Annotated in this window: 21 protein-coding genes; 12 read left to right on the top strand and 9 right to left on the bottom strand. The window is 51.5% G+C overall.

The window, feature by feature from the left end:
- Window positions 1-275: 275 nt before the first annotated feature.
- Window positions 276-821 (bottom strand): GNAT family N-acetyltransferase, encoded by a 546-nt coding sequence (locus tag ACFMKP_RS05355; RefSeq protein WP_382289754.1) that lies wholly within the window; start codon window positions 819-821, stop codon window positions 276-278.
- A gap of 80 nt (window positions 822-901) precedes the next feature.
- Between ACFMKP_RS05355 and ACFMKP_RS05350 the strand changes: the two genes are divergently transcribed.
- The gene (locus ACFMKP_RS05350) at window positions 902-1,057 is read left to right on the top strand and encodes a hypothetical protein (RefSeq protein ID WP_382289752.1); all 156 of its coding nucleotides are present in this window, start codon (window positions 902-904) and stop codon (window positions 1,055-1,057) included.
- Window positions 1,057-1,923, top strand: coding sequence for a metallophosphoesterase family protein (locus ACFMKP_RS05345; protein ID WP_382289750.1), 867 nt, complete (start codon window positions 1,057-1,059; stop codon window positions 1,921-1,923). The genes ACFMKP_RS05350 and ACFMKP_RS05345 overlap by 1 nt, the downstream gene beginning before the upstream one ends.
- A gap of 43 nt (window positions 1,924-1,966) precedes the next feature.
- Here ACFMKP_RS05345 and ACFMKP_RS05340 read toward each other — a convergent pair whose 3' ends face one another.
- A complete protein-coding gene (locus ACFMKP_RS05340) occupies window positions 1,967-2,377 on the bottom strand; it encodes a hypothetical protein (protein ID WP_204756118.1) in 411 nt (136 codons plus the stop codon).
- Window positions 2,378-2,424: 47 nt separating this feature from the next.
- Between ACFMKP_RS05340 and ACFMKP_RS05335 the strand changes: the two genes are divergently transcribed.
- From ACFMKP_RS05335 to mutM, 7 genes are all read left to right on the top strand, one after another.
- Window positions 2,425-4,062, top strand: coding sequence for a S8 family serine peptidase (locus ACFMKP_RS05335; protein ID WP_382289747.1), 1,638 nt, complete (start codon window positions 2,425-2,427; stop codon window positions 4,060-4,062).
- 3 nt (window positions 4,063-4,065) lie between these two features.
- Window positions 4,066-4,551: a DUF456 domain-containing protein gene (locus ACFMKP_RS05330; RefSeq protein ID WP_382289745.1), complete on the top strand. Its 486-nt coding sequence runs from the start codon at window positions 4,066-4,068 to the stop codon at window positions 4,549-4,551.
- A 147-nt stretch (window positions 4,552-4,698) separates the two neighbouring features.
- A complete protein-coding gene (locus ACFMKP_RS05325; RefSeq protein ID WP_382289743.1) occupies window positions 4,699-6,657 on the top strand; it encodes an APC family permease in 1,959 nt (652 codons plus the stop codon).
- Window positions 6,658-7,079: 422 nt separating this feature from the next.
- A complete protein-coding gene (locus tag ACFMKP_RS05320; RefSeq protein WP_382289742.1) occupies window positions 7,080-8,963 on the top strand; it encodes an APC family permease in 1,884 nt (627 codons plus the stop codon).
- A gap of 138 nt (window positions 8,964-9,101) precedes the next feature.
- Entirely contained in the window at window positions 9,102-11,141 is a 2,040-nt protein-coding gene (locus ACFMKP_RS05315; protein WP_382289756.1) for a putative glycoside hydrolase, read from the top strand.
- Between the two features lie 105 nt (window positions 11,142-11,246).
- Window positions 11,247-13,484, top strand: coding sequence for a DUF5719 family protein (locus tag ACFMKP_RS05310; protein WP_382289740.1), 2,238 nt, complete (start codon window positions 11,247-11,249; stop codon window positions 13,482-13,484).
- A 58-nt stretch (window positions 13,485-13,542) separates the two neighbouring features.
- Window positions 13,543-14,364, top strand: coding sequence for a bifunctional DNA-formamidopyrimidine glycosylase/DNA-(apurinic or apyrimidinic site) lyase (mutM, locus tag ACFMKP_RS05305; RefSeq protein WP_382289738.1), 822 nt, complete (start codon window positions 13,543-13,545; stop codon window positions 14,362-14,364).
- Between the two features lie 312 nt (window positions 14,365-14,676).
- Here the strand turns inward: mutM and tsaD are convergent, their stop codons facing one another.
- On the bottom strand, window positions 14,677-15,741 hold the full coding sequence (gene tsaD / locus ACFMKP_RS05300; RefSeq protein WP_382289736.1) for a tRNA (adenosine(37)-N6)-threonylcarbamoyltransferase complex transferase subunit TsaD: 1,065 nt from the start codon (window positions 15,739-15,741) through the stop codon (window positions 14,677-14,679).
- Between the two features lie 122 nt (window positions 15,742-15,863).
- Complete coding sequence (locus ACFMKP_RS05295; protein WP_382289735.1) at window positions 15,864-16,094, bottom strand: hypothetical protein; 231 nt, start codon at window positions 16,092-16,094, stop codon at window positions 15,864-15,866.
- A gap of 75 nt (window positions 16,095-16,169) precedes the next feature.
- On the opposite strand from ACFMKP_RS05295, the gene ACFMKP_RS05290 reads away from it, so the two are divergent.
- The 3 genes from ACFMKP_RS05290 (at window position 16,170) to guaB (ending at window position 20,379) form a co-directional block, all read left to right on the top strand.
- Window positions 16,170-16,922 (top strand): alpha/beta hydrolase, encoded by a 753-nt coding sequence (locus ACFMKP_RS05290; protein ID WP_382289733.1) that lies wholly within the window; start codon window positions 16,170-16,172, stop codon window positions 16,920-16,922.
- An 8-nt stretch (window positions 16,923-16,930) separates the two neighbouring features.
- Complete coding sequence (locus ACFMKP_RS05285) at window positions 16,931-18,694, top strand: LCP family protein (RefSeq protein ID WP_382289731.1); 1,764 nt, start codon at window positions 16,931-16,933, stop codon at window positions 18,692-18,694.
- A 206-nt stretch (window positions 18,695-18,900) separates the two neighbouring features.
- Window positions 18,901-20,379, top strand: a complete 1,479-nt coding sequence (gene guaB, locus ACFMKP_RS05280; protein WP_382289729.1) for an IMP dehydrogenase — start codon at window positions 18,901-18,903, stop codon at window positions 20,377-20,379.
- A 50-nt stretch (window positions 20,380-20,429) separates the two neighbouring features.
- Here the strand turns inward: guaB and ACFMKP_RS05275 are convergent, their stop codons facing one another.
- The 5 genes from ACFMKP_RS05275 to ACFMKP_RS05255 all read right to left on the bottom strand — a co-directional run bounded on the left by ACFMKP_RS05275 (window position 20,430) and on the right by ACFMKP_RS05255 (window position 25,100).
- Window positions 20,430-20,939 carry a DinB family protein gene (locus tag ACFMKP_RS05275; RefSeq protein WP_382289727.1) on the bottom strand — a complete coding sequence of 170 codons (510 nt, stop codon included), beginning with the start codon at window positions 20,937-20,939 and terminating at the stop codon, window positions 20,430-20,432.
- An 80-nt stretch (window positions 20,940-21,019) separates the two neighbouring features.
- On the bottom strand, window positions 21,020-21,805 hold the full coding sequence (locus tag ACFMKP_RS05270) for an enoyl-CoA hydratase/isomerase family protein (RefSeq protein ID WP_382289725.1): 786 nt from the start codon (window positions 21,803-21,805) through the stop codon (window positions 21,020-21,022).
- A gap of 178 nt (window positions 21,806-21,983) precedes the next feature.
- A complete protein-coding gene (locus tag ACFMKP_RS05265) occupies window positions 21,984-22,838 on the bottom strand; it encodes a 3-hydroxyacyl-CoA dehydrogenase family protein (RefSeq protein WP_382289723.1) in 855 nt (284 codons plus the stop codon).
- A 418-nt stretch (window positions 22,839-23,256) separates the two neighbouring features.
- Window positions 23,257-24,552 (bottom strand): DUF5667 domain-containing protein, encoded by a 1,296-nt coding sequence (locus ACFMKP_RS05260; RefSeq protein WP_382289721.1) that lies wholly within the window; start codon window positions 24,550-24,552, stop codon window positions 23,257-23,259.
- A complete protein-coding gene (locus ACFMKP_RS05255) occupies window positions 24,552-25,100 on the bottom strand; it encodes a sigma-70 family RNA polymerase sigma factor (protein WP_382289719.1) in 549 nt (182 codons plus the stop codon). Before ACFMKP_RS05255 ends, ACFMKP_RS05260 begins: the two co-directional genes overlap by 1 nt.
- Window positions 25,101-25,193: the final 93 nt, after the last annotated feature.

Genomic DNA, 25,193 nt, shown 5'->3' with positions numbered 1-25,193 from the left:
TCTATGTTCTATGTTCTATGTTCTATGTTCTATGTTCTATGTTCTATGTTCTATGTTCTATGTTCTATGTTCTATGTGTACTGGTTTATTAGGTTAACCACCGCCTGATTCCCTCACCCCAACCCCTCTCCCATCCGCTGGGCGAGGGGCTTTAAACGCGTGGTTCTCCCGCAATTCCTTGGCGAAAAATGGTCGGCTCCCCCTCGCCCGCGTTCAGTGGGAGAGGGGGTTGGGGGGTGAGGGGACATGGTTGCCAACCTAATGAACCAGTACATCTATGCTCTATGTTCTGCGCTCTTTTTCGCCATCAACAACTCATCGTGATACACGCCATCGGAATAAATGGCCATTTGCTCGACTCCATAGACGCTATAGCCACAGCGGCTATAGAGCTGAATTGCGCTGGTATTGGCAACATGAACCATCAGGCGAATAATTGCCACTGCTTGTTGCCAAGCCCAAGCTTCGGCCATGGCAACAAGCTGGCGGCTAAGGCCATGGCCTCGCCACGCAGGGTCGGTATACACGCCCCAAATGGTTGCTTGATGGCTCGATTTGGCTCCACTTTCGCGTCGAATGCCTACTGTTGCTACAAGCTGCGCTTCATGCAGTGCCACAAAAATTTGCTGCGTAGCAGGGTTCAGATTGGCAATCCGTTTTTGCCAATGTTTATCAGGCTGGGCGGCACTTTCGGCATAATCCGAGCCAAAAAAGCTGGGGTGTTGTTGTAAGGCCAGCAAGCGCAAACGCTTAAATTCGGGCCAGTCCTCGGGTTGGGCAGTGCGCAGGGTTATATCGCCACGTTCAGTTGCAATCAGCATTCGACTATCTCCACAGGTAGCAATCAAACGCCACCATGGTACAATAAGCGCGAATTCTTTCTATACAACTTGAGGTGGATATGCTGCTTTTGCTGATCAAATTAACGATGCTTGTGATAATGCTTGCAGGAGTAGTGGCGGTAGCCTATCAATTAACTCAGGCCGCACGAGGTAAGCCTTTGGCCCAAGCCAAACCGACAGCCACACCAGCCAGCGAAGGCGAGGAAGCTGCTTAATGGCATCGCGCATTCTACACCTTTCCGATCTGCACGCAGGACCACCGTTCAACCCCGAAAAAGCCAAACAAATTCTTGAGGCTGCTTGGCAAATCAAGCCAACGTTAACGGTGTTGTCTGGCGATTTTGTGCAGCGGGCCGATATTAAAAGCCAATGGCTGACCATTCGCGATTTTATCGCCCAATTGCCCCAACCAACCATTGCGGTCATGGGCAATCACGATGTGCCGCTGTATAACGCGCTCTATCGCATGCTGCGGCCCAATTATTACTACAAAAAATATATCTCGCCAATTTTGGAGCCAGTTTGGGGAAATGAAGATTTTGTGGCGGTTGGGGTCAACACGACCCGCTCGTTCACGGTCGATGGCGGCAAATTGACCGACCAACAATTGCTGCAACTTGATCGTACCTTGGCACGCTATCCAGATAGCTTATGTAAAATCGTGATTATGCATCACCATCCGGTTATGCCGCCAGGCGAAACGCGCGATGTGATTCAGAACGCAGCGGCGGCGCTCAAAACCTTCGATCGCAGCAATGTTGAGTTGGTGTTATGTGGCCACACCCATGCCTCATACATCGGCAACACGCTCGAATTCGACCCCGATTTGCGCCAAGGTACGGTGATTGTGCAAGCAGGCACCGCCACCTCGCGGCGCGGGCGGCGGTGGTATCGCGGTAAAAATGCCTTCAACGTGCTAGAAATCGAGCAGATGCGTACCGTTATTACCCAATATTTATATTTGGAAGATGCAGCGCGCTTCTTGCCGGTCAGCCAACACCAATTTCCACGGCGCTCAGCAGGCGTGTATGCCCTGCCATTGAACGAAGCAGTGCTCGAAATTGTTGAACCGAATGCCTAAACCAAACGAGCGCTGAAGTTTCAGCGCTCGTACCATTTTCAATTTAAGGTTGGCTTGGAACTTCAAAACCGCTGTTTGCAACCAGCCACGTGCCATCATCTTGCTCAACAAGTTCGACCAATTGATTGGCAGGATAATTAATCGCTGCACCATCGTCCATCTGCCCGACCAATGTGCCATTAATTTGGACATACGCGCGGCCATCTTCGATCTTTTCGAGCGTATATTGATCATTTTGATAATCGATTGATTTGATTCGTGGCATGACCTGTCGTAGCTGCCAACCAGCATCACGCCGCATCTCGGGCACCATCAATGCGACCATCCGATCAACATTCCGTTCTTCAGTTGCTGCAACAAATGCCTTGACTTGGTTGACGGGTGCGGTATCATCGCCACCACAGGCTGTGAGTGTTAGCAAAAGGCAGCCTATAAGCAACTGTTTGAAACGCATGGGGAATCCTCCAGCGTGCTGAGTGTTTGTCAGGAGGCGATTATATCATGAGCCGTCGCATTGCACTTGTTTTTTGTTTGATTTTGCTGGTCAGCACCCCTGTCGCTGCCCAAAATCCCTTAATGAGCCCACCCAACGACCCCGATGCCAATAAACAATGGGTTATTCGTCAGCTTGGCCTAACCTGCGCATGGGAGCATCTGACGGGCAGTTCCGATGTGACTGTGGCCGTCATCGACTCTGGCGTTGATATGAATCACCCAGATTTGGTCGATATTTTGCGCACCGATGGCTTTGATGCTGTCGATGGCGATGATGATCCATCTGATGAAAATGGCCACGGAACCCATGTTTCAGGCATTATCGCCGCCACAATCAACAATAGCAAAGGGATTGCCGGGGTTGCTGGCGGTGGCACGCGCATTTTGCCAATTCGGGTGATGGCCGCCGATGGTTCTGGCAGCAATCAGGATATTATTGCAGGCATTCGCTATGCGGTCAGCAAAAATGTCCAGATTATCAATATGAGCCTTGGTTCGATGTTGCCGCTCGATAGCGAAGATATTGTTGCTGCAATCCAAGAAGCTGATGCTGCTGGCGTGCTGGTAATTATCGCCGCTGGTAATTCGTTTGTGCCATTGCCCAACTTTGCCTTTGGAGTCGAAGAATTTGCGATGGTTGTGGCCGCAACCGACCCTGAAGATCGCAAAACCGACTTCTCGAATTATGGCAACTGGATTTCGGTTTCGGCTCCAGGCGCAGGCATTTATTCAACCATGCCGACCTACGATGTCTACATGACCAGAGACTTGCCTGCCGAAGAGCGCTTCAACAAAAACTACGACCAAATGAGCGGCACATCGCAGGCCACGCCCGTCGTTGCAGGCTTAGCGGCGTTACTCTTTGCCCAGCACCCCGATTGGAACGCCGACCAAGTGCGAGCCGAAATTGAAAAAACTGCCGATGATATTTCGGCGCAAAATCCAATTAAGCGCTATGGCCCAGTAACCTATTTCGAGCCAAGTAACCTTGGGACAGGCCGAATTAATGCGTGTAACGCGCTTGGTGGGCCAATTAAGGGCAGTGCAGCGGCGGTTGGCGGCCCCGAAGGCAAATCCAACTTGATCAAGCTGCTTGGCTTTAGCGCGGTGATGCTGGTTGTTTTGGGTGGCTTGACGGTATTCTTAGTGCGCCGCCGCAAGCAAAACTCGCGCCCAAGAGCAATTCCGGTTGGCGGTTTCGCCCCGCCGCCACCAATTCAATATGATCAAGCCTTCCAACAACAACCAATGTACGATCAGCGCAACCTTGCATCGCAACCGATCGTCGGATCAACGCCACCATTGAGCCAGAGCTACGCACCGCCAAGCGCAGCGCCAGCCGCTGGCCCAGCATGGGGCAAATTGACGGTTGTGCGCGGAGCCGAAGTGAACAAGTTCTATTTGCTGCGCGAAAATCAGGTCTTTATTGGCCGCGAAGCAGGCTTAGATGTCGCGCTGAGTGGCGATAGTACGGTTTCGCGGCGGCATACGATTCTCTATCGTGATCCGCGTGGCATTGAAATTGAAGATGCGGGCAGCAGCCATGGCACGAAAATCAATGGCATTCCGGTTCAAGGCCGCCAATTGGTTCGACCTGGCGATGTGATCGAAGTTGGGCAGACGCACTTACGTTTTGAGGGCTAAAATTTGGAACTAGCACTAGCACTAGCATTGTTGATTATGTTCTTGGGCTTGGTCAGTGTGGTTATTTTGCCAATCTTACCCGGGGCAGCCCTGATTTGGCTGGGAGCGTTGCTTTACGCCTCCATGACTGAATTTGTGGTGGTGGGCTGGGGAACCTTGGCTGTTTTAGGCGTGATTGCGCTGATTGCCATGACCAGTGATATTTGGGTTGGAGCCTTGGGCCAGCGCCGTGGCGGGGCCTCAATTTGGGCTACCATCTTTAGTATGATTGGTGGTATTATTGGCCTATTCATCCTGAATATTCCAGGCATGTTGATTGGTTCGATCATAGGGGCATTATTGCCAGAGTGGCAACGCTGGCGCGATGGTAAATTCGTGCTTGATGTTTCATGGCGCACCATCAAAAATTGGCTCGTAAGCATTGCAATACAGGTTTCACTTGGCCTCGTAATGGTTACGATCTTTTTGGTGCGCGTGATAACGGGTTAAGCAACCCTAGGCTAAAACCAACGTATAGTCTAACGCTGACAGAAGAATGCGTCACAGTTTTGCCGCTTCTGGCAAAACCAGTGGCGCATTTTAGAGCACATCAACGAAGTGGTAGGGCTGTCAACCCACTTTGAAAGGACATCAACCATGAATATCAAACAGCTACTCATCGGGAAGCCGTTCCCCAGCAGTAGTGCCCATCACGAACGGCTCGACAACATTCGCGGATTGGCAGTCTTTGCATCCGACCCCATTAGCTCCAATGCCTACGCCACCGAAGCAATTATGCGGGTGTTGATTTTGATCAGCGCCGCTGCCTTGAGTTACACCTTACCGATTGCAATCGGGATTGCAGCCTTGGTGCTGTTGGTGGTACTGAGCTACAACCAAACCATCCACCACTACCCGATGGGCGGTGGCGCATATATGGTCAGTAAGGATAACCTCGGTCGCACAGCTTCATGGTTGGCAGGTGCTTCGATTCTTAGTGATTATGTGCTGACAGTGGCGGTTTCGGTTTCGGCAGGGGTCAAAGCAATTTCTTCGGCCTTTCCCGATGTTGCCTTTTTCCATGAACACCGCGTGTTAATTGGAATTGGGATTATTCTGTTAATTACCTGGCTCAATTTGCGCGGTTTGCGCGAAAGCGGCACCATCTTTGCCATCCCCACCTATGCCTTCGTGATTGGGGTTTTCCTGGTGCTAGCAGTTGGAATGGCGCGTTACTTTGGAATTTTTGGCGAGCCATTGCCACCACGTAGCGTTGCCACCGATGAAGCTGCGCGCTCAGGCCTCGATAACTTCGGCTTTATTTGGCTGGTGCTGCGGGCCTTTGCTGGCGGTTGTACTGCCTTGACTGGGATCGAAGCAATCAGCGACGGGGTGCAGGCCTTCAAAAATCCCGCCCCTAAAAATGCGATTATCACGATGCGGGCGATGGCAATTATGGCTATGACCTTGTTCATCGGGATTAGCTTTATCGCCACCCATATTCCAATTACGATTTTGCATGAAGGCGGCGAAAGCGTGCTTTCGCAGATGACTCGCACGGTTGTGGGCAGCGGTTTTCTCTACTACTGGGTTCAATTTACCACAATGTTTATTTTGATCCTAGCAGCCAACACCGCCTATGCCGACTTCCCACGGATCGCTGCGTTTTTGTCGAATGACGGCTTCTTGCCACGCTGGCTTTCGCGCTTGGGCAGCCGCTTGGTCTATAGCTCAGGGGTGATCGCGCTGGCGTTCCTGTCGTCAGTTTTGCTGGCAGTGTTCGGCGGCGAAGAACATCATCTGTTGCCATTGTATGCAATTGGTGTGTTCCTGTCGTTTACGCTTTCGCAAGCAGGCATGATTGTGATGTGGCGCAAGGTTGCCAAACTCAAACCAGGCGAAAGCCTCAACACGGGCATCACAACCTTGCACTACGAGCCAAACTACAAGCTCAAACGGATTCCAAGTATGATTGGGGTTGGTTTGACGGCAGTGGTGTTGGTGGTGTTGACCGTCACCAAATTTACCGAAGGCGCATGGCTGATTATTTTGGCCTTGCCTTTGATTATGCTGTTGTTCCGCACAATCAAGAAGCATTATGACCATGTTGCGACCAATTTAAGCCTAAGTGGCCTGCAACCAAGCGATTTGCGCTCGCCTGCTGATGTGGCAATTGTGCCAGTTGGCAGCATTCACCGTGGCTCGTTGCGCGCCATCAAATATGCTTTGAAACTGACCGACGATGTGCGGGTAGTGCAGGTGGTTGGCAGCGACGAAGAAGAAGCCAAAACTCGCAAACGCTGGGAACAGTGGGATGAAGTGTTGGGCAAGGCCAAATTGGTCTTCTTACACACCGACTACCGCGATTATCTCACGCCACTGGTTGATTATGTCGACCAAGTGAATAGCAAAGAGTTTCCAAGCGATTTGATCACGGTGGTTATTCCAGAGTTTGTGCCCGATTCGACGATTGCTAAGGCGCTGCACAACCAAACAGCTGTGATGCTCTTGCTGGCATTGCGCAAATATGAAGATGTGGTGGTGATTAGCGTGCCCTATCACTTGCACGCGCTGCCTGGTAGCACTGAAGATATTGTGGTCAAAAATCCTGCATAACACTCGATCGGCGGGCTTGAAATAAATCAAGCCCGCTTATTACTAGTTCATATTCGTTAACAAATCTCATTGACAAAAACCTTGAGTGGACTATAATCAAGCCTATATTCGCCGCCGACATACCACTCGTGTAGTTGGCGGTTTTTAATGCAAACGGAAACGGGTATGCGCTTTCAGCTCCACCAATCCAACTTAACCAATGTCGGCTTACCGTATTGCTCCCAACAAGCACGGCACTCACCTCATTCTCCCCCACACGCCTAAACCAACTCTGCAACCATAACGCTCCAAACTAAGCGCCTGCTTAAGCTAGGTCAATCGCTGGCTTGAGTCTGCTTGATTGCGACCTTTGATACAGAACATTTGTTCAAATTTAATTGAATAACAAACCTCATTTTGAGGAAACGCCAAGGAGTTTTTCCATGTTGACGCAATTAAAGCGGGTTTTAGTGGGGAATCCGTTGGAAACTGCTGCCCAATCGCATGAGCGGCTGGATAAAAAAACCGCGCTGGCAGTCTTTTCGTCCGATGCGCTCTCATCGGTTGCCTATGCCACCGAAGAAATGCTGGTGCACCTTGTGCCAGCTGGCGTGATTGCATTCAGCACCTCGCTCTGGCTGGGCATTGGGATCGCTGTGTTGCTGATGATCGTCACCATTTCGTATCGCCAAACTATCACCGCCTATCCAAGCGGCGGCGGCTCGTATATCGTGGCCTCGGATAATCTCGGCACACTCGCTGGTTTGATTGCTGGTGGCGCATTATTAATTGATTATATTCTGACCGTCGCTGTATCGATTTCATCTGGCGTTTCGCAGTTGATCTCGCTGGTCGAGCCACTACGCGAATATCGAATTGAAATTTGTATCATTGGGATTGTGCTGCTGACGCTGGCCAATTTGCGCGGGATTCGTGAATCGGGGGCGATTTTCTCGCTGCCAACCTATTTCTTCGTCACGATCATTCTGTTGACGCTTGGCTATGGTTTTTACAAACAACTGACTGGTACGATTCAGCCGTTGGTGCTTTCGGATAGCCTGATGGGGCCGCATGAACAAAGCTTCTCGCCCTTGGGCAACGAAGGCATAACCGCATTTTTGCTGATGGGAGCTTTTGCCTCTGGCTGTTCAGCATTGACTGGGGTTGAGGCGATCTCGAATGGCGTGCCAGCTTTTCGCAAGCCCGAGCCACACAATGCCCGCGTGACCATGGTTTGGATGGCTGGTTTACTTTTGGTTATGTTCGCAGGCATTACCTGGTTTGCCCACAAATACGGCGCACGCCCGCAATTCAACGAAACCGTGATTTCGCAAATTGGGCGCGGTATTTGGGGCCGCACCACGGGAACTGAAACAGGCTTTCCAAAGGTCATGCATGGCATGTTGCAAATCTCGACGGCAGCAATTTTGTTGGTTGCCGCCAATACGAGCTACGCCGATTTTCCCCGTTTGATGTCGTTGCTAGCGCGTGACGGCTTTCTGCCACGCCAATTCTCATCGTTGGGCGATCGCTTAGTCTTTTCAAATGGGGTTATTTTTCTTTCGGTAGCGGCGGCGCTATTGGTGATTGGCTTCGATGGCTCGGTCACCAATTTGATTCCCTTGTATGCGGTTGGGGTGTTTCTTTCGTTCACGCTCTCGCAATCGGGCATGGTCTTGCGCTGGTTGCGGCTCAAGAGCAAGGGTTGGCAACTTAATTTAGTTGTTAATTTTGTTGGGGCAATCGCCACCGGGATCGTGTTAATTATCAATGGCACGACCAAATTCAAAGAAGGCGCATGGCTGGTCGTAATTTGTATTCCAGTGTTGGTGTTGATCTTTATGGCGATCAATCACCACTATAAAGGTGTGGCAAAACAACTTTCCTTAGAAGGGTTTAGCAAACCAGCTGCTTTAGAAAATAATGTGATTGTACTAGTTTCATCATTGCATCGTGGCACGGTTAAGGCCCTCGAATATGCCAAATCGATTGCACCAGGCAAGGTTCGCGCCTTGTATATTGAATTTGAGCATGAGCACGAAAAAACTGCCCGCTTGCAAGAGCGTTGGCAAAACTGGGAGCCAGATGTGCCCTTGGATATTGAAATATCTAAATATCGATCATTATTACGGCCAATTTTACGCTACGTTGATCGGATTGAAGCTGAGCGCCATGATGACATTCTGACGATCATTTTGCCTGAATTTATTCCGGCGCGAATTTGGGAATATGCCTTGCATAACCAAACCGCCTTCTTCTTAAAAGGCGCGCTGTTATTCCGGCGCAATAAAATTGTCATTAGCGTGCCGTATCATCTTGAACGTTAAACTTAGCAACTCTTAATCAAAAAAACGCTCGAACTGCCTCGGCAGGCGGGCGTTTTTTCTTGACAGGCAATGATGGGCAACGTATGATTACCGCCGTCTAAACCGACACCCACCACAAGCTTAGGAAGGTCAGAAGTGATGTATTTTGTGAGTCAAACCAAGCGCCGCCTAACAGCAGGTCTGTTTGGCGCTGTTGCGTTGGTCCTTGCCGCCTGTGGCAGCAGCAATCCGCCACTGACGGGAATTGTAACAGATAGCTATACCCAAAAGCCCGTTGCTGGAGTAACCGTTCAAGTTGGCGAAGCAAGCGCGACAACTGATGATGCTGGCAAATGGACGATTAATGAATGGGAAACCACCAATTCGTTATTGGTTCAAGCCAGCGATTATAGCTCAGCCACGCTTAGCTTGGCCGATAAAACCCCAGTCAACGAGCAAACGCCGGTAGAAGTTAATCTGACGATTCGGCCCAATACGATTAGCGGGGTTGTGCTCGATCAATACTCACAACAACCTGTCGCAGGCGTAACGGTCAAGGCTGGCAGCAGCCAAGCCACCAGTGGCACCGATGGCCGCTACAAATTGACCAATGTTGATGAAAAAGCCGAAGTTGTGATTGCAGCGAGCGATTACACCAGCGCCACCGCAACCCTTGAAAAGCAAACCAGCTATGATGTGTCGTTGCGCCCAACCAGCTTAAGCGGCATCATCAGCGATAAATATAGCCAAAAGCCAGTGAGCGGAGCCACCGTCCAGGTTGGTAATGCCACGGCTCAAAGCGATGCCGAAGGCCGCTACACGGTGCGCAACATCGATTTGAACGCGCCCGTGGTGTTTAGTGCTACCGACTATAGCAGCCAAACCTTGGAATTGCCCCAAGCAGCTTCGTTGGATGTTGTCTTGCGACCTTCAACGGTGCGCGGCTCAGTCGTCAATAGCGAAACTGGCAAGCCGCTTACCAAGGGCACGGTCATCGCGATGGTCAAGCCATTTGAAGGCGCAGACGAAACCTACCCCTACACGGGCACAGCAGTCACTATGACGCGGCTCAAGCCCGATGGAACCTATGAATTAACTGGCGTTCCCGAAAATGCCCAAATTCAGGTGCTCTCACCTGGCTATCGCAAGGCATGGACGGCGCTCAGCGATGGCAAATTCACCGCTGATCTTGAAGCAGAAGAATTTGTTGCCAAAGCAATTTATATCACCGCCGCCACTGGCTCATCGAAAGCTGCATTAACCGAATTGTTTGATCTGGTTGATCAAACCGAAGTTAATGCAATTGTGCTTGACATCAAGCTCGATATTGCTGGCGAAGTTGGTATGGTTGGCTATATTTCCAAGCATCCATTGGTGATTGAAGCAGATACTGCGGTTGATTATTTGGATATGGAATGGATTGTGGCTGAAGCCCGCAAACGCAATATCTACTTAATTGGCCGGATGGCGGTGATGCGCGATAATAGCTTGGCCGATGCTCACCCTGAATGGGCTGCCCAAAGCCGCGTCACTGGCGGCGTATGGGAAGATGATGGCGGTCTGAAGTGGCTTGATCCATTCAATCAGAACGTCACCGAGTATAATGTTGGCGTTGCCAAAGAAATTGCCGATTATGGCTTTGATGAAGTACAATTCGATTATATTCGCTTCCCATCGGATGGCAGCACCAGCAATTTGGTGTTCTCGCAACCGATCGATCCAGAAAATAATCCTGAAGTGATGTACGAAGCGATTGGCGATGTGCTCAAGCGCGCCCATGGCGACATCAACGGTGCAGGTGCGTTCTTCTCAATCGACGTGTTTGGCTATGCAACCTGGCGCAACATGTGGGAAATTGGCCAAAGCCTTGAAATTATGGCCGATCACACCGATTATGTTTGTGCAATGGTCTATCCTTCACACTACGATCGCAATGAGTTGGGCTTCGATAACGCCGACGCTCACCCATACGAGATCGTCAAAGATAGCATCGAGAAGGGCCAAAAACGCATGGAAGGCAAATATGCAGTGCAACGGCCTTGGCTGCAAGCCTTCACCGCAACCTGGCTCAATCCCGTCACTGAATATGGGCGCACCGAAGTTCGCGCTCAAATGCAAGCTGTCGCCGAGGTCGAAGGCACGTATGGCTGGATTCTCTGGAATGCTGCCAACTATTACGACCCAGAGTGGCTTGATTAATTAAGTTCTCCATCATCAAAAATTAAGGGCTATAGGCCACAGTTGCAGCTTGTAACTGTGCCTATAGCCTATAGTCCTTAATTTTCCTGTATCGACGAGGTACCTATGCGCCGTACGTTTTTCATGGCAGCAGTTGGATTATCGCTGGTGCTCAGTGGCGTGGCTTGGCGAGCGAATGCCCAAACCAGCCCCGCGAGCAAGGTGCAAACTGCCACCTTTGCCCAAACATCGGTCGCCGATTGGCAGGCTGGCACGCTCGAAGGCTTGTTAGTGACCAATAATAGCGATGGCGAGTTGCGGCTCGATCAAACTGCAACGCAGGGTACTTTCACATCGGTTGCCCACGAAGTTCCATTTGTTTGGAATGCAGTTTCAGCGCACTGGAATTTTGATTTGCCAGTTGGCACCAGCCTCAGCCTCAAGCTACGCACCAGCGCCAATGGCACCGAATGGCGCGAATGGCAAACTCTGAATGTAGCCCAAATTTTGGCCGAAGGCGAGCAGTTGCTGGGCCCAATTGGGGTCGAGGCCGGTTCACGTTGGCTGCAATATCAGGTTGATTTTGCCAGTACAAGCCAACCTGCTGCACCAAGTTTGCAAGCCATCGCTTGGCGCTTTCTCGATACCAGCAGCGGCCCAAGCCTGACCGACCAGCTTAATCGTGCACCTGCTGCCTTTGGCGGCACAACTTTTACTCGCCCACCGCAAGTGATTAGCCGCACCAGCTGGGGCGCATTGCCTGGCATTCCCAATTTGTTGCCTTCACGGCCCCGCCGCATCGAATTAGTTAGTTTGCCGCTCAATAACCAAGCCGACCCGCCAACCATGTTGCGGGCCTTGCAAGCAGCTGCCCAAGCAGAAGGCGCAGCCGATCTGCCCTATCAATTTGTGGTCGATCAAGCTGGCAATGTCTATGCTGGGCGCAACGGCTTTCCAGCCAGCAATGGCACGATTCGCTTAGCCTTGCTTGGCGAATTAACCGATGCAGCGCGCATTGGCTTGGGCCAAATTATCGCTTGGATTAGCGAAGCCTATCGTTTGCCCCAAACATTAACCGTGCTTGGTGGCTTGGATGTTGAGCAAGCTGAATCGATTCGCCGCACCGCTGACCAATTGACCGTGCGCAAACGCTTGACCTTTGTTGAAAGCAACACCCGCGATTATAACGAGCGGATTATGTTGTTCAATCCATCAAACCAAGTTGCGCGCACCATCGTCACCTTCTTGCCCGGCCAAACCAATGCCGTGCGCCGCGAATACGAAATTCAGCCCGGCCAACGGGTCAATATTATCGCCAACGAAATTTTCAGCGATACTTTCAATTTGCCAATCGAAGTTAGTTCAAACCAAGCAATTGTTGGCGATCGCACGATGTTATTTGCCAATGATGCATTGGGCGAATCGGGCATTAGCCGTTGGAGCCGCACGTGGTATTTTGCTGAAGGCGATGGCACCAACGATCGCACAAGCTTGCTCTCGCTCTACAATCCACAGCCAAGCGAAGTTGTAGCAAACTTGCTAATTATGCCAACCGATGGCATTACCAGCACGCGCCAAGTGTTGCTACCACCATTTACCCGCACCCAAGTCGATTTGAGCAACAACAATCCCAAAGCTTTTGGCCTGCGGGTCGCGGCAACTGCCCCGATTGCAGCCGAACGCACGGTTTTAGTTGGCCCAACCAAGGGCGGCGGCTTCTTGACCAAAGGAGCGATTGCGCCATCAAATACCTGGTATTTTGCGGAAGGCGCAACCCTTGATCCGTTTGTCACCACCTTGGCCTTGCTCAATCCAAATCCAGTGTCGGCGGCGATTACGACGACCTTTATGACCGAGGAAGGCTCGACCTTCACCCGCCGCTATCAAGTGCCAGCCTTGGCGCGGCTCGATGTTGATATGCGCGAAATTGTGCCCTCGCCCCAAGGAGTTGGCACAATGTTGACCTCAAGCCAGCCGATTGTGGCCGAACGCACCAGCTATTTCAATGGCGGCAATAGCGCCACCAACAGCATGGGTGCTGCCGAGCAAGATTATGTTTGGCACTTTGCCGAAGGTCGCACCGCCGACCCAGCCACCGAATTTTTGCTGGTGTTGAATCCAAATCAACGCCCAGCCCAAGTGACGGTTACGCTTGGCAAAGATGATGGTACGAGCCAAGTCGTTGAATACACCATTCCGCGCACAGGTCGCATTTCGATTTTGCTCGATACGATTGACCCGAACCTGCAATCGCACACCATCACGGTTGCCTCGAACTTGCCAGTCGTGGCCGAACGCACAATTTTGATCGACAATACCAGCGGTGGTGGTGGCCATAGCGCGCTTGGCACGCCCGAACGTTAACCAGCAAACAGCCGGATTGTGCATACAGTCCGGTTATTTATTTTAGAAACAAACACTTATGCCAGAATTACCAGAAGTCGAAACTGTTCGCCGTTCGCTTGAGCAAGAGCTGGTCGGGCGGCGCTTTGTCGCCTTACGCAGCCTTGGTTGGCCCAAAATTGTCAATACCCATAGCCCTGAGCTTTTTGCCGAAGCCATCGCCCAACGTCAAATTCAGCAGGTGCTACGCCGCGCCAAATATTTGCAGATCGAGCTTGATAACCACGAAACCTTGATTGTGCATCTGCGCATGACTGGGCAAATGTTGGTTGTCGCCGCTGATCATCCAACTGACAAACATACCCATGTGGTCGTCGAGTTGGATAATGGCCGCGAGTTGCGCTTCCACGATCCACGCAAATTTGGCCGCTGGAGCTTGGTTGATAGCAGTGGTGTGGCCGAACTGAACCAACGCTTGGGGCCAGAGCCATTGGGCGACGATTTTACGCTAGCCGATTTTAGCCAGCGCTTGCAACGCAAAGCCACTAAAATCAAGCCAACCTTGCTTGATCAAAGTGTGTTGGCTGGCATTGGCAATATCTATGCTGATGAAGCGTTGTGGTTGGCCAAAATTCATCCCTTGCGTACAGCCAAAAGCCTCAATCCAGCAGAGGTCGCAGCGCTTTTCGAGGCCATAAAAATTGTGCTGCGCAACTCGATTGAGCATCGCGGCACAACCTTGGTCAACTATCGCGATGCCTATGGTGCAAGCGGCGAAAACCAATATCACCTGGAAGCCTATGGCCGCACTGGCGAGCCATGCCGCCGCTGTGGCACGCCGATCGAGCGCATCGTCGTGGGGCAACGCTCAACCCATCTTTGTCCGGTGTGTCAGGTGTAAGAACAAAGAGCAGAGAACATAGACCATAAGGGTTAAACAATATAGGAGAGATTCTATGTTTAACGCAGAGGCGCAGAGCAGATGAGGCTATGGGCTGATGGCTATGTGTAATGGTTCATTGGATTAGCAAGAATAGCATTCCCTCACCCCCAGCCCCTCTCCCACTGAACGCGGGCGAGGGGAGCACCCGTTTTTACCAAGGATTTTTGCAAGAACCACGGCGTTAAAGCCCCTCGCCCGCGTTTTCGTGGGAGAGGGGTTGGGGTGAGGGGATTTTAACAACCGACCCTTGAAAGTGACCTCTGGCCCCTGCTAAATCAGCTTGAGGCTCGGCGTGGCATCGAGCGACCAATCTTGTTGCAGGCCTGCCTGATAACGATAATAGGCGGCAGCGCCGATCATGGCGGCGTTATCGGTGCAAAGCCAAATTGGCGGGTAGGCCACCGGAATTGGCTTGGCGGTAGCGCTGAGCCGTTCGCGCAAGGCGGTATTAGCGGCAACTCCACCAGCCAAAATAATCGTTTTGGCTTTGTATTCACGAGCGGCGGCAACTGTCTTTTGCACCAACACATCAACCGCTGAATCTTGGAAGGCGGCAGCAAGTTGGGCGGTAAACGCAGGGTCAACCTCAGCCAATTTGACTTTCTCCATGCGCTCGCCCAAACGATCGTTCACCACATTCAGCACAGCGGTTTTCAAGCCACTAAAGCTCCAATCGTAGGTTCCGCGCAACCAAGCGCGCGGCAATTTGAGCGCACCAGGGTTAACCCCACGGGCAACTTTCTCCATTTGCGGGCCACCAGGATAGCCCAAACCCATAATGCGGGCAACTTTATCGAAGGCCTCGCCCACCGCATCATCGCGGGTTTGCCCAAGCAAGCGATAATCGCCATGATCGTTGAGCAGCACAAGCGCTGTGTGGCCGCCAGAAACAATCAAGGCCACACATGGAAATTCGGGTGCTTGATAGGCCAATTCTTTAGCCGTATGCAACCACGAAGCATAAATATGGCCTTCTAAGTGATTGACCCCGATAAACGGCAAATTGCGCGACCACGCAATTGCTTTGGCGGTATTGATGCCAGTTAATAATGCGCCAGCCAAGCCTGGGCCATAGGTTGTGGCAATCGCGTTGATTGAGCTCCAACCACCAGGCACTTGGGCCAGCACCGTATTGATCACCGGAGTAATGGTTAAAATATGCTGGCGTGAGGCCACTTCGGGCACAACACCACCATACCGCTGATGAATATCGATCTGCGAAGCAACGCTATTTGCCACAATCTCGCGACCATCGCGAATCACGGCGGCAGCGGTTTCATCGCACGATGTTTCAATCGCTAAAATCGTAAAACCTGGGGGCAATTGATGTGACATGGATTCCTACGTTCTATTTCACCTAGCTGTCAGTTGCGTTGGATTGACGCTGTGCCGTGGCTATGGCATGATACGAGTGGATAAAAACGACAACACCCCGTTTTTGGGGTGCTGTCGTGCGTTTAGTGCTGTGAAGTGGCTTCCCCAGCGTGGCTATCCACAACGACTTCGGTATCGTGAGCGTCTAGATTGGTTGCATCTTCATGCTCATGGCCGTGGTCTGAATCATGATGATCATGATGGCCATGGCCACCAATGTTATATTCACGGACTTCGCTGGCGGCTTTAACCCGCCGATCATATTCGCCATCGATGGCATCGCGAAATGCCACAAAAAACTCTTTAATGCCCATTACGGTTCTCCGTTGAATGATCTGCTGTCGCATTATACCAAAAGTGGCAGCACGGTGTAAGAAAGAATAGTATTCATGCCAACTGTTGGTTGTTTAATTTTACACGGCTTTACATCATGCGCCGATTCAGTCAATCGTGTGCCAAGCCGTTTAATTCCGCATAATATTCCCTATCGCATGCCCTATTTGCGTGGCCATGGCACCTTGCCCGAAGATTTGCAAGGCGTGACATGGCACGATTGGTATGCTGATGCCAACGCAGCCTTTCGCGATTTACGCCGCGAGGTCGATAAAGTTATTTTAATTGGGCTTTCGATGGGCGGCTTGGTTGCCAACCATCTGGCTGCCGCTCATCGCGATGAGGTGCTTGGCGTGGTCAGCGTGGCCGCCGCCATGCGCTTTCACTACAAACACGCCGATCGAGCGCGTTATGTTGCGCCAATGCTGGGCATGTGGGGCGATGAAAACCGCGATATGGGCGCTGGCTGGTACGATAAAGAGACAGGTCGCCAACATGGTAATTATCGGCGCTTTCCTGCACCGGCGTTTGTCTCATTATGGCGCTATGCCAAAGTCGTGGAACAACAATTGCCACGAATTACTGCGCCAATCTTAATCATTCATTCACATCAAGATCGTACAATTCCAACTGCTGCTGCCGAAGCCATCTACCGCCAAGTCGGCTCAGTCGATAAACAATTAATCTGGTTCGATAAAAGTGGCCACGAAATGCTCCGCGATGGCGAATCGCCAGCAGTTTTAGATGCGGTTGAACACTTCGTGCTGCATCATCGTGCGCAATATCAATCATCAACAAACAAGGAGTAGTTAGCTGCATGCCTGCAAAAACCGATACGCCTGAGGAATCGACCAACGGGTCAGCCAACGATCTATCGCTCGATGCTGAGCATGTTAGTAGTCAAGCTACCACGCCTTTGCCCACGCGCTCGCGCCCAAAAAGCAAGGCCAGTTCCAACCCTAACGATGCAGCGTTAATGAATGAATTGCTGTTGAACAACCAGGCTGCTCCTGCTCGCCCACGGGCGCGTACGGTTCCCCGCGCCGAGCACGAGGGAGCCTATGTGCGCGTACCAAAGGCTGTTCAATCGGCAGTTGGCGCAGGCCCAACTTCACGGCCTTTGCCACCCAAACACAAACAACCCCCAGTCAAAACAACCTCGCGCGGCGCTGGCTGTGGCATGATTGCGCTTGGCATCTTGCTGGCTGTGGTCTTGGTTGGCGGTGGTACAGCTCTTTGGGGCTATCTCAAGGTCAAGGGTGCTACCAGCGATATGTTGGTCACCATTCCAACGCCAGAGCGCAGTGTGGTTGAGAATCCAAATAATCCAAATTCGCCGCCAAACCAACCACTCGCGACCCCCGATATTGTCAAAGATCCCTTTAACTTGTTGTTGATTGGGGTTGATTTACGCGAAAATGATACCGAAGCCCGCACCGATACGATCATCGTCCTGCATGTTGATCCAGCGCAAAAATGGGCCAGCATGGTTTCCATTCCCCGCGATAGTTGCGCCGAAATTCCAGGCTACGATGATCCTGGAAGCTGTTCACAACGGATCAACGCGGCCTATGAATTGGGCTATAAACGTGGAATCGAGAAAAAAATGGCCAATCCTTCAACCGAAGGCATGGCCCTAACCCGCGATACCGTTGCCAATATGCTCAATCTCAACATTGATTATGTCGCTCAAGTCGATTTCAAAGGCTTTCGCAAAATTGTTGACGCAGTTGGTGGCATCACAATCAATGTGCAACGCCCGCTTTGGGATGCCTCGTACCCAACCGACGACGGCGATTATGGTCTGATTCGGCTGTATATTCCTGCTGGTTTGCAGCACATGGATGGCACCACCGCCTTGCGCTATGCTCGCTCGCGCCATCAAGATGCAGATTATGGCCGCTCACGCCGCCAGCAAGATGTGATTCGAGCATTCGTACAAACCCTCAAAGATAAAGGCTTGTTTGATCAAATTGATTCGTTGAACAGCCTCAGCGAACAACTCAAAGGCTCGTTCTACACCGACCTGCCGATTACCGATCTTGGTAATTTGCGCGCTTTGGCTGGGCTGGGCACCGACATCGCCAATGGCCGCATTAAGAGCGTCAAATGGGATACTAGCGCCGTCGCAGGTTATATTGATGCAGCTCAATATGTACCAATTTGGGATCAATCAAGCATCAATGCCACCGTCAACGAACTGTTGACCTCGCCAATTCCCGATACCAACAGCCCAGTTGATGGTAGCTCAAACACACCATCAGACGATAACTTGAGCATCGAAGTGATCAATGGGGCACAAATTAGCGGGTTGGCGGGCGATGTTGCGACCCACCTTGAAAATCGCGAATATCAATTGCTGGCCTCGTCAACCGCTTCAACCGTCTACGACACCACCAAAATTATCGATTTTGGCAATCATAAAGAGCTACGCGAGCAACTAGCCGCCGAATTGGGCATCAACAGTCGCAACATCATTGTGGTGAGCAAAACCAGCCCCGCGCCCGAACAACCAAAGGGCAAGCCGGCCTTGGTGCTGCTACTTGGCCGCGATTACGACGAGAGTTGGCGCACACCCTAAGTTTTACCAAGGCGCAGGTTAATTCCTGCGCCTTGCTGATTTAGCTGAATATTGCGCGCTGCCTTGGCAAAGCAAGCTCACGATGGTGCTATAATAGGCCCATTGTATCGGCAATCGGACAACTGAAGGATGACGCAGCGTTGTGCGTCGGATGGCTCACTGCATGCTGCGGTGAGCTTTTCATATATCCCAAGGAGGATAACCCCATGCCAATCGATTGGAGTGCTAAGTTCGCGTTTGAAGGGCTGACCTATGATGATGTGCTGCTGATTCCAGCCTACTCTGATGTCTTGCCCTCGCAAATCGACGTTAGCACGTGGCTAACCCGCGAGATTCGTTTGAATATTCCAGTTGTCTCGTCTGCGATGGACACGGTGACTGAGGATCGTATGGCGATTGCACTTGCTCGCGAAGGTGGCCTTGGCATTATTCACAAAAATATGGCTCCTGCCCAACAAGCAGATTTGGTGCGGCGGGTCAAGCGCTCAGAAAGTGGCATGATTACCGACCCAATTACCTTGCGCCCCGAACAAACCATCGGCGAGGCGTGGGAACTGATGAGCGATTACCATATTTCAGGGGTGCCGATTACCAGTGCTGCTGGTGAATTGGTTGGGATACTCACCAACCGCGATTTGCGCTTTGAAACCGACCCCATGCGCAAAATTAGCGAATTGATGACCAGCGAAGAACTTGTGACCGTGCCCGTGGGCACAACCCTCGATCAAGCCAAGCAAGCCTTGCATCAACATCGGATCGAAAAGGTGTTGGTTGTCGATGAACATGGCAAACTGACTGGCTTAATCACCGTCAAGGATATTCAAAAACAGATCGAACATCCCGCCGCCACCAAAGACGCATTTGGCCGTTTGCGGGTTGGCGCTGCGGTTGGCGCTTCACCAAGCGAATTAGAGCGCGTGAAGTTGTTGGTCGAAGCAGGCGTTGATGTGATTGCAGTCGATACCGCTCACGGCCATTCCAAAGCAGTGCTCGATGCGATTGCCCGTATCAAACAACAATATCCCGACCTGCAAATCATTGGCGGGAATGTTAGCACCGGCGAAGGTGCACGTGCCCTGATTGAACACGGTGCTGATGCGGTGAAGGTCGGACAAGGGCCCGGATCCATTTGTACCACTCGGGTGGTATCTGGGGCGGGGATGGCGCAAGTTACAGCAGTGATGGAGTGTGTAAAAGCAGCCGAAGAAGCAGGCGTGCCTATCATCGCCGACGGTGGCCTCAAGTATAGCGGCGATGTAGCCAAAGCCTTGGCTGCTGGCGCACACACGGTTATGCTCGGTGGCTTGTTGGCAGGAACCGACGAATCGCCAGGCGAGATGATTCTCTACCAAGGGCGCTCGTTCAAATCCTATCGCGGCATGGGTTCGATTGGCGCGATGCAACAAGGCAGCAGCGATCGCTATTTCCAAAGCAATCAGCCTGCCCGCAAACTGGTCGCCGAAGGGATCGAAGGCATGGTTCCCTACAAAGGCGCGCTCGCCGATACGATTTATCAATTGGTTGGTGGTTTGCGCTCAGGCATGGGCTACGTTGGCGCGCACAATGTTGATGAACTGCGCAAAAACGCCCGCTTCTCACGGATTTCGCCAGCAGGCTTGGCCGAAAGCCACCCACACGACGTGACAATTACCAACGAAGCACCAAACTACGAACGCCGCGGCTAGAATTCTCAAACAGCCCTGCTTCTGATTATAAAGAAGCAGGGCTGCAATTATTAACCAACTTGGGCGCGATCAGGATTCACAGCATCCAAAGTTTCCTTCAGATGATGGCCTTCGTGCCATAGACAGCCGCCAGTTTGGGCAACTGGCGAAGCTGCATCGCCACCCCAAGGCGCAACCATTGGAGCCTCGATTTGTTCAGGCGTAAGGCTTGCCAAAACATCCTTAATTTGCTGGCGCACATTAGCCCATTGCTCCAGCGCTTGTTGGTAGCTCAGGTGCTTGCGTTCGCCAACCGTACGCGCATTGAAGGCGTTCAGCCCTGCGTCTTCGCCTTCTAAATCGGGCATTTCGGTCAGGTAGCTTTGGCCTGCCTGATGGGCCTGCAAACCCTTCAAAAACTCTTCTTCCCAAATCGTCAGATGGCTAATGATATTCGTCACCGTCCACGGGCCATCAGCATAAACCAAGGCATTTGGGTCAAGCTCACCAAATTTGGCTTGATTGGCCGCCCGATCAGCATCGAGCTTCGCAAGCATAGATTCGAGATTAGGGTTTTGCATACACACTCCCATAACAGAACGTCTGTGCAATTATAGCCAAATCGCTGCTAGATTAACTCCATCTTTTGGCGGAGTTTCGGCTATTTGCCTTGCCATTTGGCAGCACGTTTTTCCAAGAAAGCGCTGGTGCCTTCTTTAACATCTTCGGTCACGCAGAGCTGGCCAAAAATGCCATTTTCGTAGGCAATTGCATCGCGCAGGCTCATTTCAGCACCACGATTGATCAAGCGCTTTGCTAGAGCCGTCGCCAATGGCGCATTTTTGACAACCTTGGCTGCCAGTTTATGAGCTTCATCGAGCAATTCTGCTGCTGGCACGATTTTTTCAATCAAGCCAAGCCGTTGGGCTTCGCTCGCCGAAATGCGCTCGCCAGTCAGCACCAAATATTTGGCCACGCCAGTGCCAGCCAAGCGTTGCACGCGCAATGCGCCACCCCAGCCAGGCACCAAGCCTAACCCAACTTCGGGCAAGCCAACTTGAGCTTGTTCGCTGGCAAGCCGAATATCGCAGCCCAAGGCTAGCTCAAAGCCGCCGCCAAGCGCAAAACCGTTGATTGCAGCAATCGTCACTTGGGGTAATTCGCCAAGTTTCCACAACACAGCGTGCAACGCTTCCGACATTTGGCTGCCTTGTAATGAGCTTTCGATGCTGTTGACTTCGCTAATATCAGCGCCAGCAACAAAGGCTTTTTCGCCTGCACCAGTAATAATCAAGGCGCGCACACTGGAATCTTGGGCCAATTGATCGACCGCTTGGCCCAATTCGCGAATCGTTGCGCTATTTAAGGCATTCAAGGCCTTAGGCCGATTGACCGTAATCACCGCAACCTGTTCGTTAATTTCAAACACAATATTTTCAAATGCCATCGAAATCCCCTGTCTGTAAGTATGAATTATGAAGGATGAGAGATGAAGTTTGGATCAAACATTAATAGAATATTGCTCATCTCGCACGATTTATAAGTCGAAAATGCGCAGAATCCAGTGAAAGATCAAACAAATGCATAGAAATGAAGGATGAATTAAGTGATTCATCCTTCATCCCTCATCCCTCATACTTATAAAAGCCTTGGCCCGATTTGCGCCCGAAGTGGCCTGCTAGCATCATGCGTCGCAGCAATGGTGGAGGGGCAAAGCGTGGCTCGCGAAATTCATCAAACATAATATTGGCAATGGAATAGACCGTATCAATGCCCACAAAATCGAGCAAAGTTAATGGCCCCATCGGATGCCCACAGCCCAGTTTCATGCCTTCGTCAATATCTTCACGCGTAGCAACGCCGCTTTCCAGCAGGCGCACTGCATCGAGCAAAAATGGCACAAGCAAACGATTGACAATAAAGCCGGTGGTGTCACTGGTATCGATTGGAGTTTTGCCCAAGGCGCGGGTAAATTCGTGCAATGCGGCAATTGTTTCATCGGAGGTCGTCAGCGCACGCACAATCTCGACCAATTTCATAACTGGCACAGGATTGAAGAAGTGCAAGCCTGCAAAGCGATCGGGGCGCTTGGTGACTGCTGCCATTTCCATAATCGTTAGCGATGAAGTATTGGAAACAAAAATCGTGCTGGGGGGGCACAATGCATCAAGCGCCGTAAAGACTTCGCGTTTGGCCGGCAACTGCTCAACAATCGCCTCAATAATCAAATCACAATCAGCCAAATCGTCGAAACTGGTGGTGCCATGCAAACGGGCCACGCTTGCATCGCGGTCGGCGGCACTAAGCTTACCTTTGCTCACATCCTTGTCCAAAATAGCATTGATGCGAGCCAAGCCTTTATCCAACACAGCTTGATTAACTTCCCGCACAACCGTCGTGAAGCCTGCTTGGGCGGCAACTTGGGCAATGCCCGCGCCCATCAAGCCACAGCCAAGTACCCCGACTTTTGTGATCGCCATCGATCATCTCCTTGTGCTACAACAAGCAATCTATTGGCGCTATTATAGCCGACTTAGAATGCAGTGCGTCACGTAAAGTCAGAAGTCAGAAGGCTGAAGTCAGAAGGCTGAATAGGAGATCAGGAATCAGCGTTTAACGCAGCGGCGCAGAGAACCAAAGTATGAGGGATGAATAGTGATCATTCGTGGAATTCGTGGCGAAAAGAATTTTATTTTAAACACAGAGGTGCAGAGGTGTGAGGCTTTAAAAACTTAACCTTCGTGCTCTTCGTGCCCTTCGTGGTTAAAATACCTTCGTGTCCCTTCGTGCTCTATGTTCTATGCTCTTTGCTCTATGTTCTCCTGCATGGCAACAGCGGCCAGCTATCAAAAGCACTCATTGCTGATAACTGACCGCTGCTCGCTCGCCCCTGACAAGCTAGTTATGGCTAATTGGTTGCGGTTGGCCTTTGCTATCCTCAGGTACTTTGGTTGGCACTGGGGCCGGCGGCTCCTTGGTTGGCACTGCCGCCGTCGGTTGTGGCGTTGGCACTTCGGTTGGTTTAATATCTTCAGGCACTTTGGTTGGCACTACCACGGTTGGGTTACGCACAACAACTGGTGTTGCAGTAGGCAGCCCAATAATGGGATTTTCGGTCGCTGTTGGCAGATTGGTTGGAGCACTCGTTGGCAAGGCTGTTGCTGGCGGCAACTCGGTCGCTGTTGGCACGTCGGTTGGCAACTGAGTGCTAGTTGGTAACAGCGTTGGCACGAAGGTAGCCGTTGCAATCGGCTTGACTACTGGTGCTGGAACCTTGGTTGGCTTCACGGTTGGCAATGCGGTGCTCGTCGAGGTCGGCAAAACAACCTCGGTTGGCTCAAGTGTCGGAGTTTGGGGCTTGGGCGGCACACGTGGGTTTGCAATATTTGGCCCATCCGTTGGTTCAAATACGGTGACTGATTGATCACTAATCGTTGGTTCAAGCAGAAGCTTGACCATTTGGGTTGGGGTGGCCGAAGCACTCGCAACCACACGCTGACTACTTTGATCAAGCGTCTCAATTAAATCATGGTGCTTAATGTCATCGCCAAGATTTTCGCTTGGGATAATCGCAATCGTTGTTTGCAGTTGTTGATTGGCTTGGCGCAACTGATCGCGGCGGGGATCGTTGGTATTGGTTGGCGCAAGTGCTAACGCGATCGATTGGGTTTCATTCACCACTTCGTCAAGCAAGCCATTTGGCACCGGTTTATTTAACGCCACCAAGCTGGCGATTTCGCGCTGACGTTCATTGACCAACTCAATCCGCACAGCCAACTGCTGATCGCTGGGCGTAAAAGCAAGGCTCAGCGATTCGCTCCAGCGTTTAACACTATATAGATTATCGCCTGGCAGCGCACGAGCTGAAGCCGATAAAACCAGATTGCCACTCAAGCACAGCAAGACGACGATCGTTGCAGTTGCCCACAACCAACGTTGGGTCAGTAGCGAACGGCGTTGCTTCGGCTTTGCGGCGGCCTGGGCCCGATAGTGTTGGGCTAAACGCAGAAAATCGGCCTGCGCTTGACTCGCCCGTGGAGGCAGAGTTGGTGCCTTGACCTGTTGAAGTGTGATTAATGGATTAATTAATTGGCGAATAGCGTCGGCATGGTGCGGATATTGCTTGCAGAGCGTTTCGAGGCTAACCCCATTCTGCCAAGCATCAATCACCAGCTCGCTCAAATTATCATTCATTAGTCCCCCACTGGTCGAAGTAATCGACCTAGCGCGTTAAGTGCCCGATGCTGTAATGCTTTGATAGCACCTTCGCTACGACCAGTGATTTGCGCAACATCACGAATACTCCGATCTTGCAAAAATCGCAGTATGATCACTTCAGCTTGCTCATCGGTGAGTTGCTGTAACGCCGCATAGAGTTCAGCATGATCCAACGATGCTAACGACTGTTGATCAGGCCCGTCGGTAGGATCAACCACCGTATCAACCAAGGTTTCCTGTTTGCGTCGCCCTTGACGGCGTAAATGGTCAACGACCCGATCATGGGCGATGCGATATAACCATGAGGCGATGCTCCAACCTTGATAATTGAATGAACCAAGGCCTTCGAGCATCTTGATAAATACATCGGCGCGAATATCTTCAGCAGTTTCACGGTCGCCGATGCGATAATAAATATAACGAAACAACGCTGGCGAGTAGACCTCGTAAAGGTGTTGCAGCACTGCATGATCGTAGGCTTTGGCGCGTTCGATAATTTCTTGATCGCTGAGAGACTCGAGCAAAACGAGCATCCCCTTTCAATGTATACCGTCTGAATGCGCAATTCGTTACGGTTAAGATCGTTAACGTTTTGATGCATTCATCCCCATGGTACA

The sequence above is a fragment of the Herpetosiphon sp. NSE202 genome (assembly GCF_042688385.1).
Taxonomy (GTDB): domain Bacteria; phylum Chloroflexota; class Chloroflexia; order Chloroflexales; family Herpetosiphonaceae; genus Herpetosiphon.
Note: the sequence above shows the minus strand (reverse complement) of the source record. Positions and strands in the feature narration are given on the sequence as shown.

Excerpts from the sequence above, each read along its gene's own strand:
- ACFMKP_RS05355 (WP_382289754.1), bottom strand. The coding sequence starts at position 821 with ATGCTGATTGCAACTGAACGTGGCGATATAACCCTGCGCACTGCCCAA.
- ACFMKP_RS05350 (WP_382289752.1), top strand. The coding sequence starts at position 902 with ATGCTGCTTTTGCTGATCAAATTAACGATGCTTGTGATAATGCTTGCA.
- ACFMKP_RS05345 (WP_382289750.1), top strand. The coding sequence starts at position 1,057 with ATGGCATCGCGCATTCTACACCTTTCCGATCTGCACGCAGGACCACCG.
- ACFMKP_RS05340 (WP_204756118.1), bottom strand. The coding sequence starts at position 2,377 with ATGCGTTTCAAACAGTTGCTTATAGGCTGCCTTTTGCTAACACTCACA.
- ACFMKP_RS05335 (WP_382289747.1), top strand. The coding sequence starts at position 2,425 with ATGAGCCGTCGCATTGCACTTGTTTTTTGTTTGATTTTGCTGGTCAGC.
- ACFMKP_RS05325 (WP_382289743.1), top strand. The coding sequence starts at position 4,699 with ATGAATATCAAACAGCTACTCATCGGGAAGCCGTTCCCCAGCAGTAGT.
- ACFMKP_RS05320 (WP_382289742.1), top strand. The coding sequence starts at position 7,080 with ATGTTGACGCAATTAAAGCGGGTTTTAGTGGGGAATCCGTTGGAAACT.
- ACFMKP_RS05315 (WP_382289756.1), top strand. The coding sequence starts at position 9,102 with ATGTATTTTGTGAGTCAAACCAAGCGCCGCCTAACAGCAGGTCTGTTT.
- ACFMKP_RS05310 (WP_382289740.1), top strand. The coding sequence starts at position 11,247 with ATGCGCCGTACGTTTTTCATGGCAGCAGTTGGATTATCGCTGGTGCTC.
- mutM (WP_382289738.1), top strand. The coding sequence starts at position 13,543 with ATGCCAGAATTACCAGAAGTCGAAACTGTTCGCCGTTCGCTTGAGCAA.
- tsaD (WP_382289736.1), bottom strand. The coding sequence starts at position 15,741 with ATGTCACATCAATTGCCCCCAGGTTTTACGATTTTAGCGATTGAAACA.
- ACFMKP_RS05295 (WP_382289735.1), bottom strand. The coding sequence starts at position 16,094 with ATGGGCATTAAAGAGTTTTTTGTGGCATTTCGCGATGCCATCGATGGC.
- ACFMKP_RS05290 (WP_382289733.1), top strand. The coding sequence starts at position 16,170 with ATGCCAACTGTTGGTTGTTTAATTTTACACGGCTTTACATCATGCGCC.
- ACFMKP_RS05285 (WP_382289731.1), top strand. The coding sequence starts at position 16,931 with ATGCCTGCAAAAACCGATACGCCTGAGGAATCGACCAACGGGTCAGCC.
- guaB (WP_382289729.1), top strand. The coding sequence starts at position 18,901 with ATGCCAATCGATTGGAGTGCTAAGTTCGCGTTTGAAGGGCTGACCTAT.
- ACFMKP_RS05275 (WP_382289727.1), bottom strand. The coding sequence starts at position 20,939 with ATGCAAAACCCTAATCTCGAATCTATGCTTGCGAAGCTCGATGCTGAT.
- ACFMKP_RS05270 (WP_382289725.1), bottom strand. The coding sequence starts at position 21,805 with ATGGCATTTGAAAATATTGTGTTTGAAATTAACGAACAGGTTGCGGTG.
- ACFMKP_RS05265 (WP_382289723.1), bottom strand. The coding sequence starts at position 22,838 with ATGGCGATCACAAAAGTCGGGGTACTTGGCTGTGGCTTGATGGGCGCG.
- ACFMKP_RS05260 (WP_382289721.1), bottom strand. The coding sequence starts at position 24,552 with ATGAATGATAATTTGAGCGAGCTGGTGATTGATGCTTGGCAGAATGGG.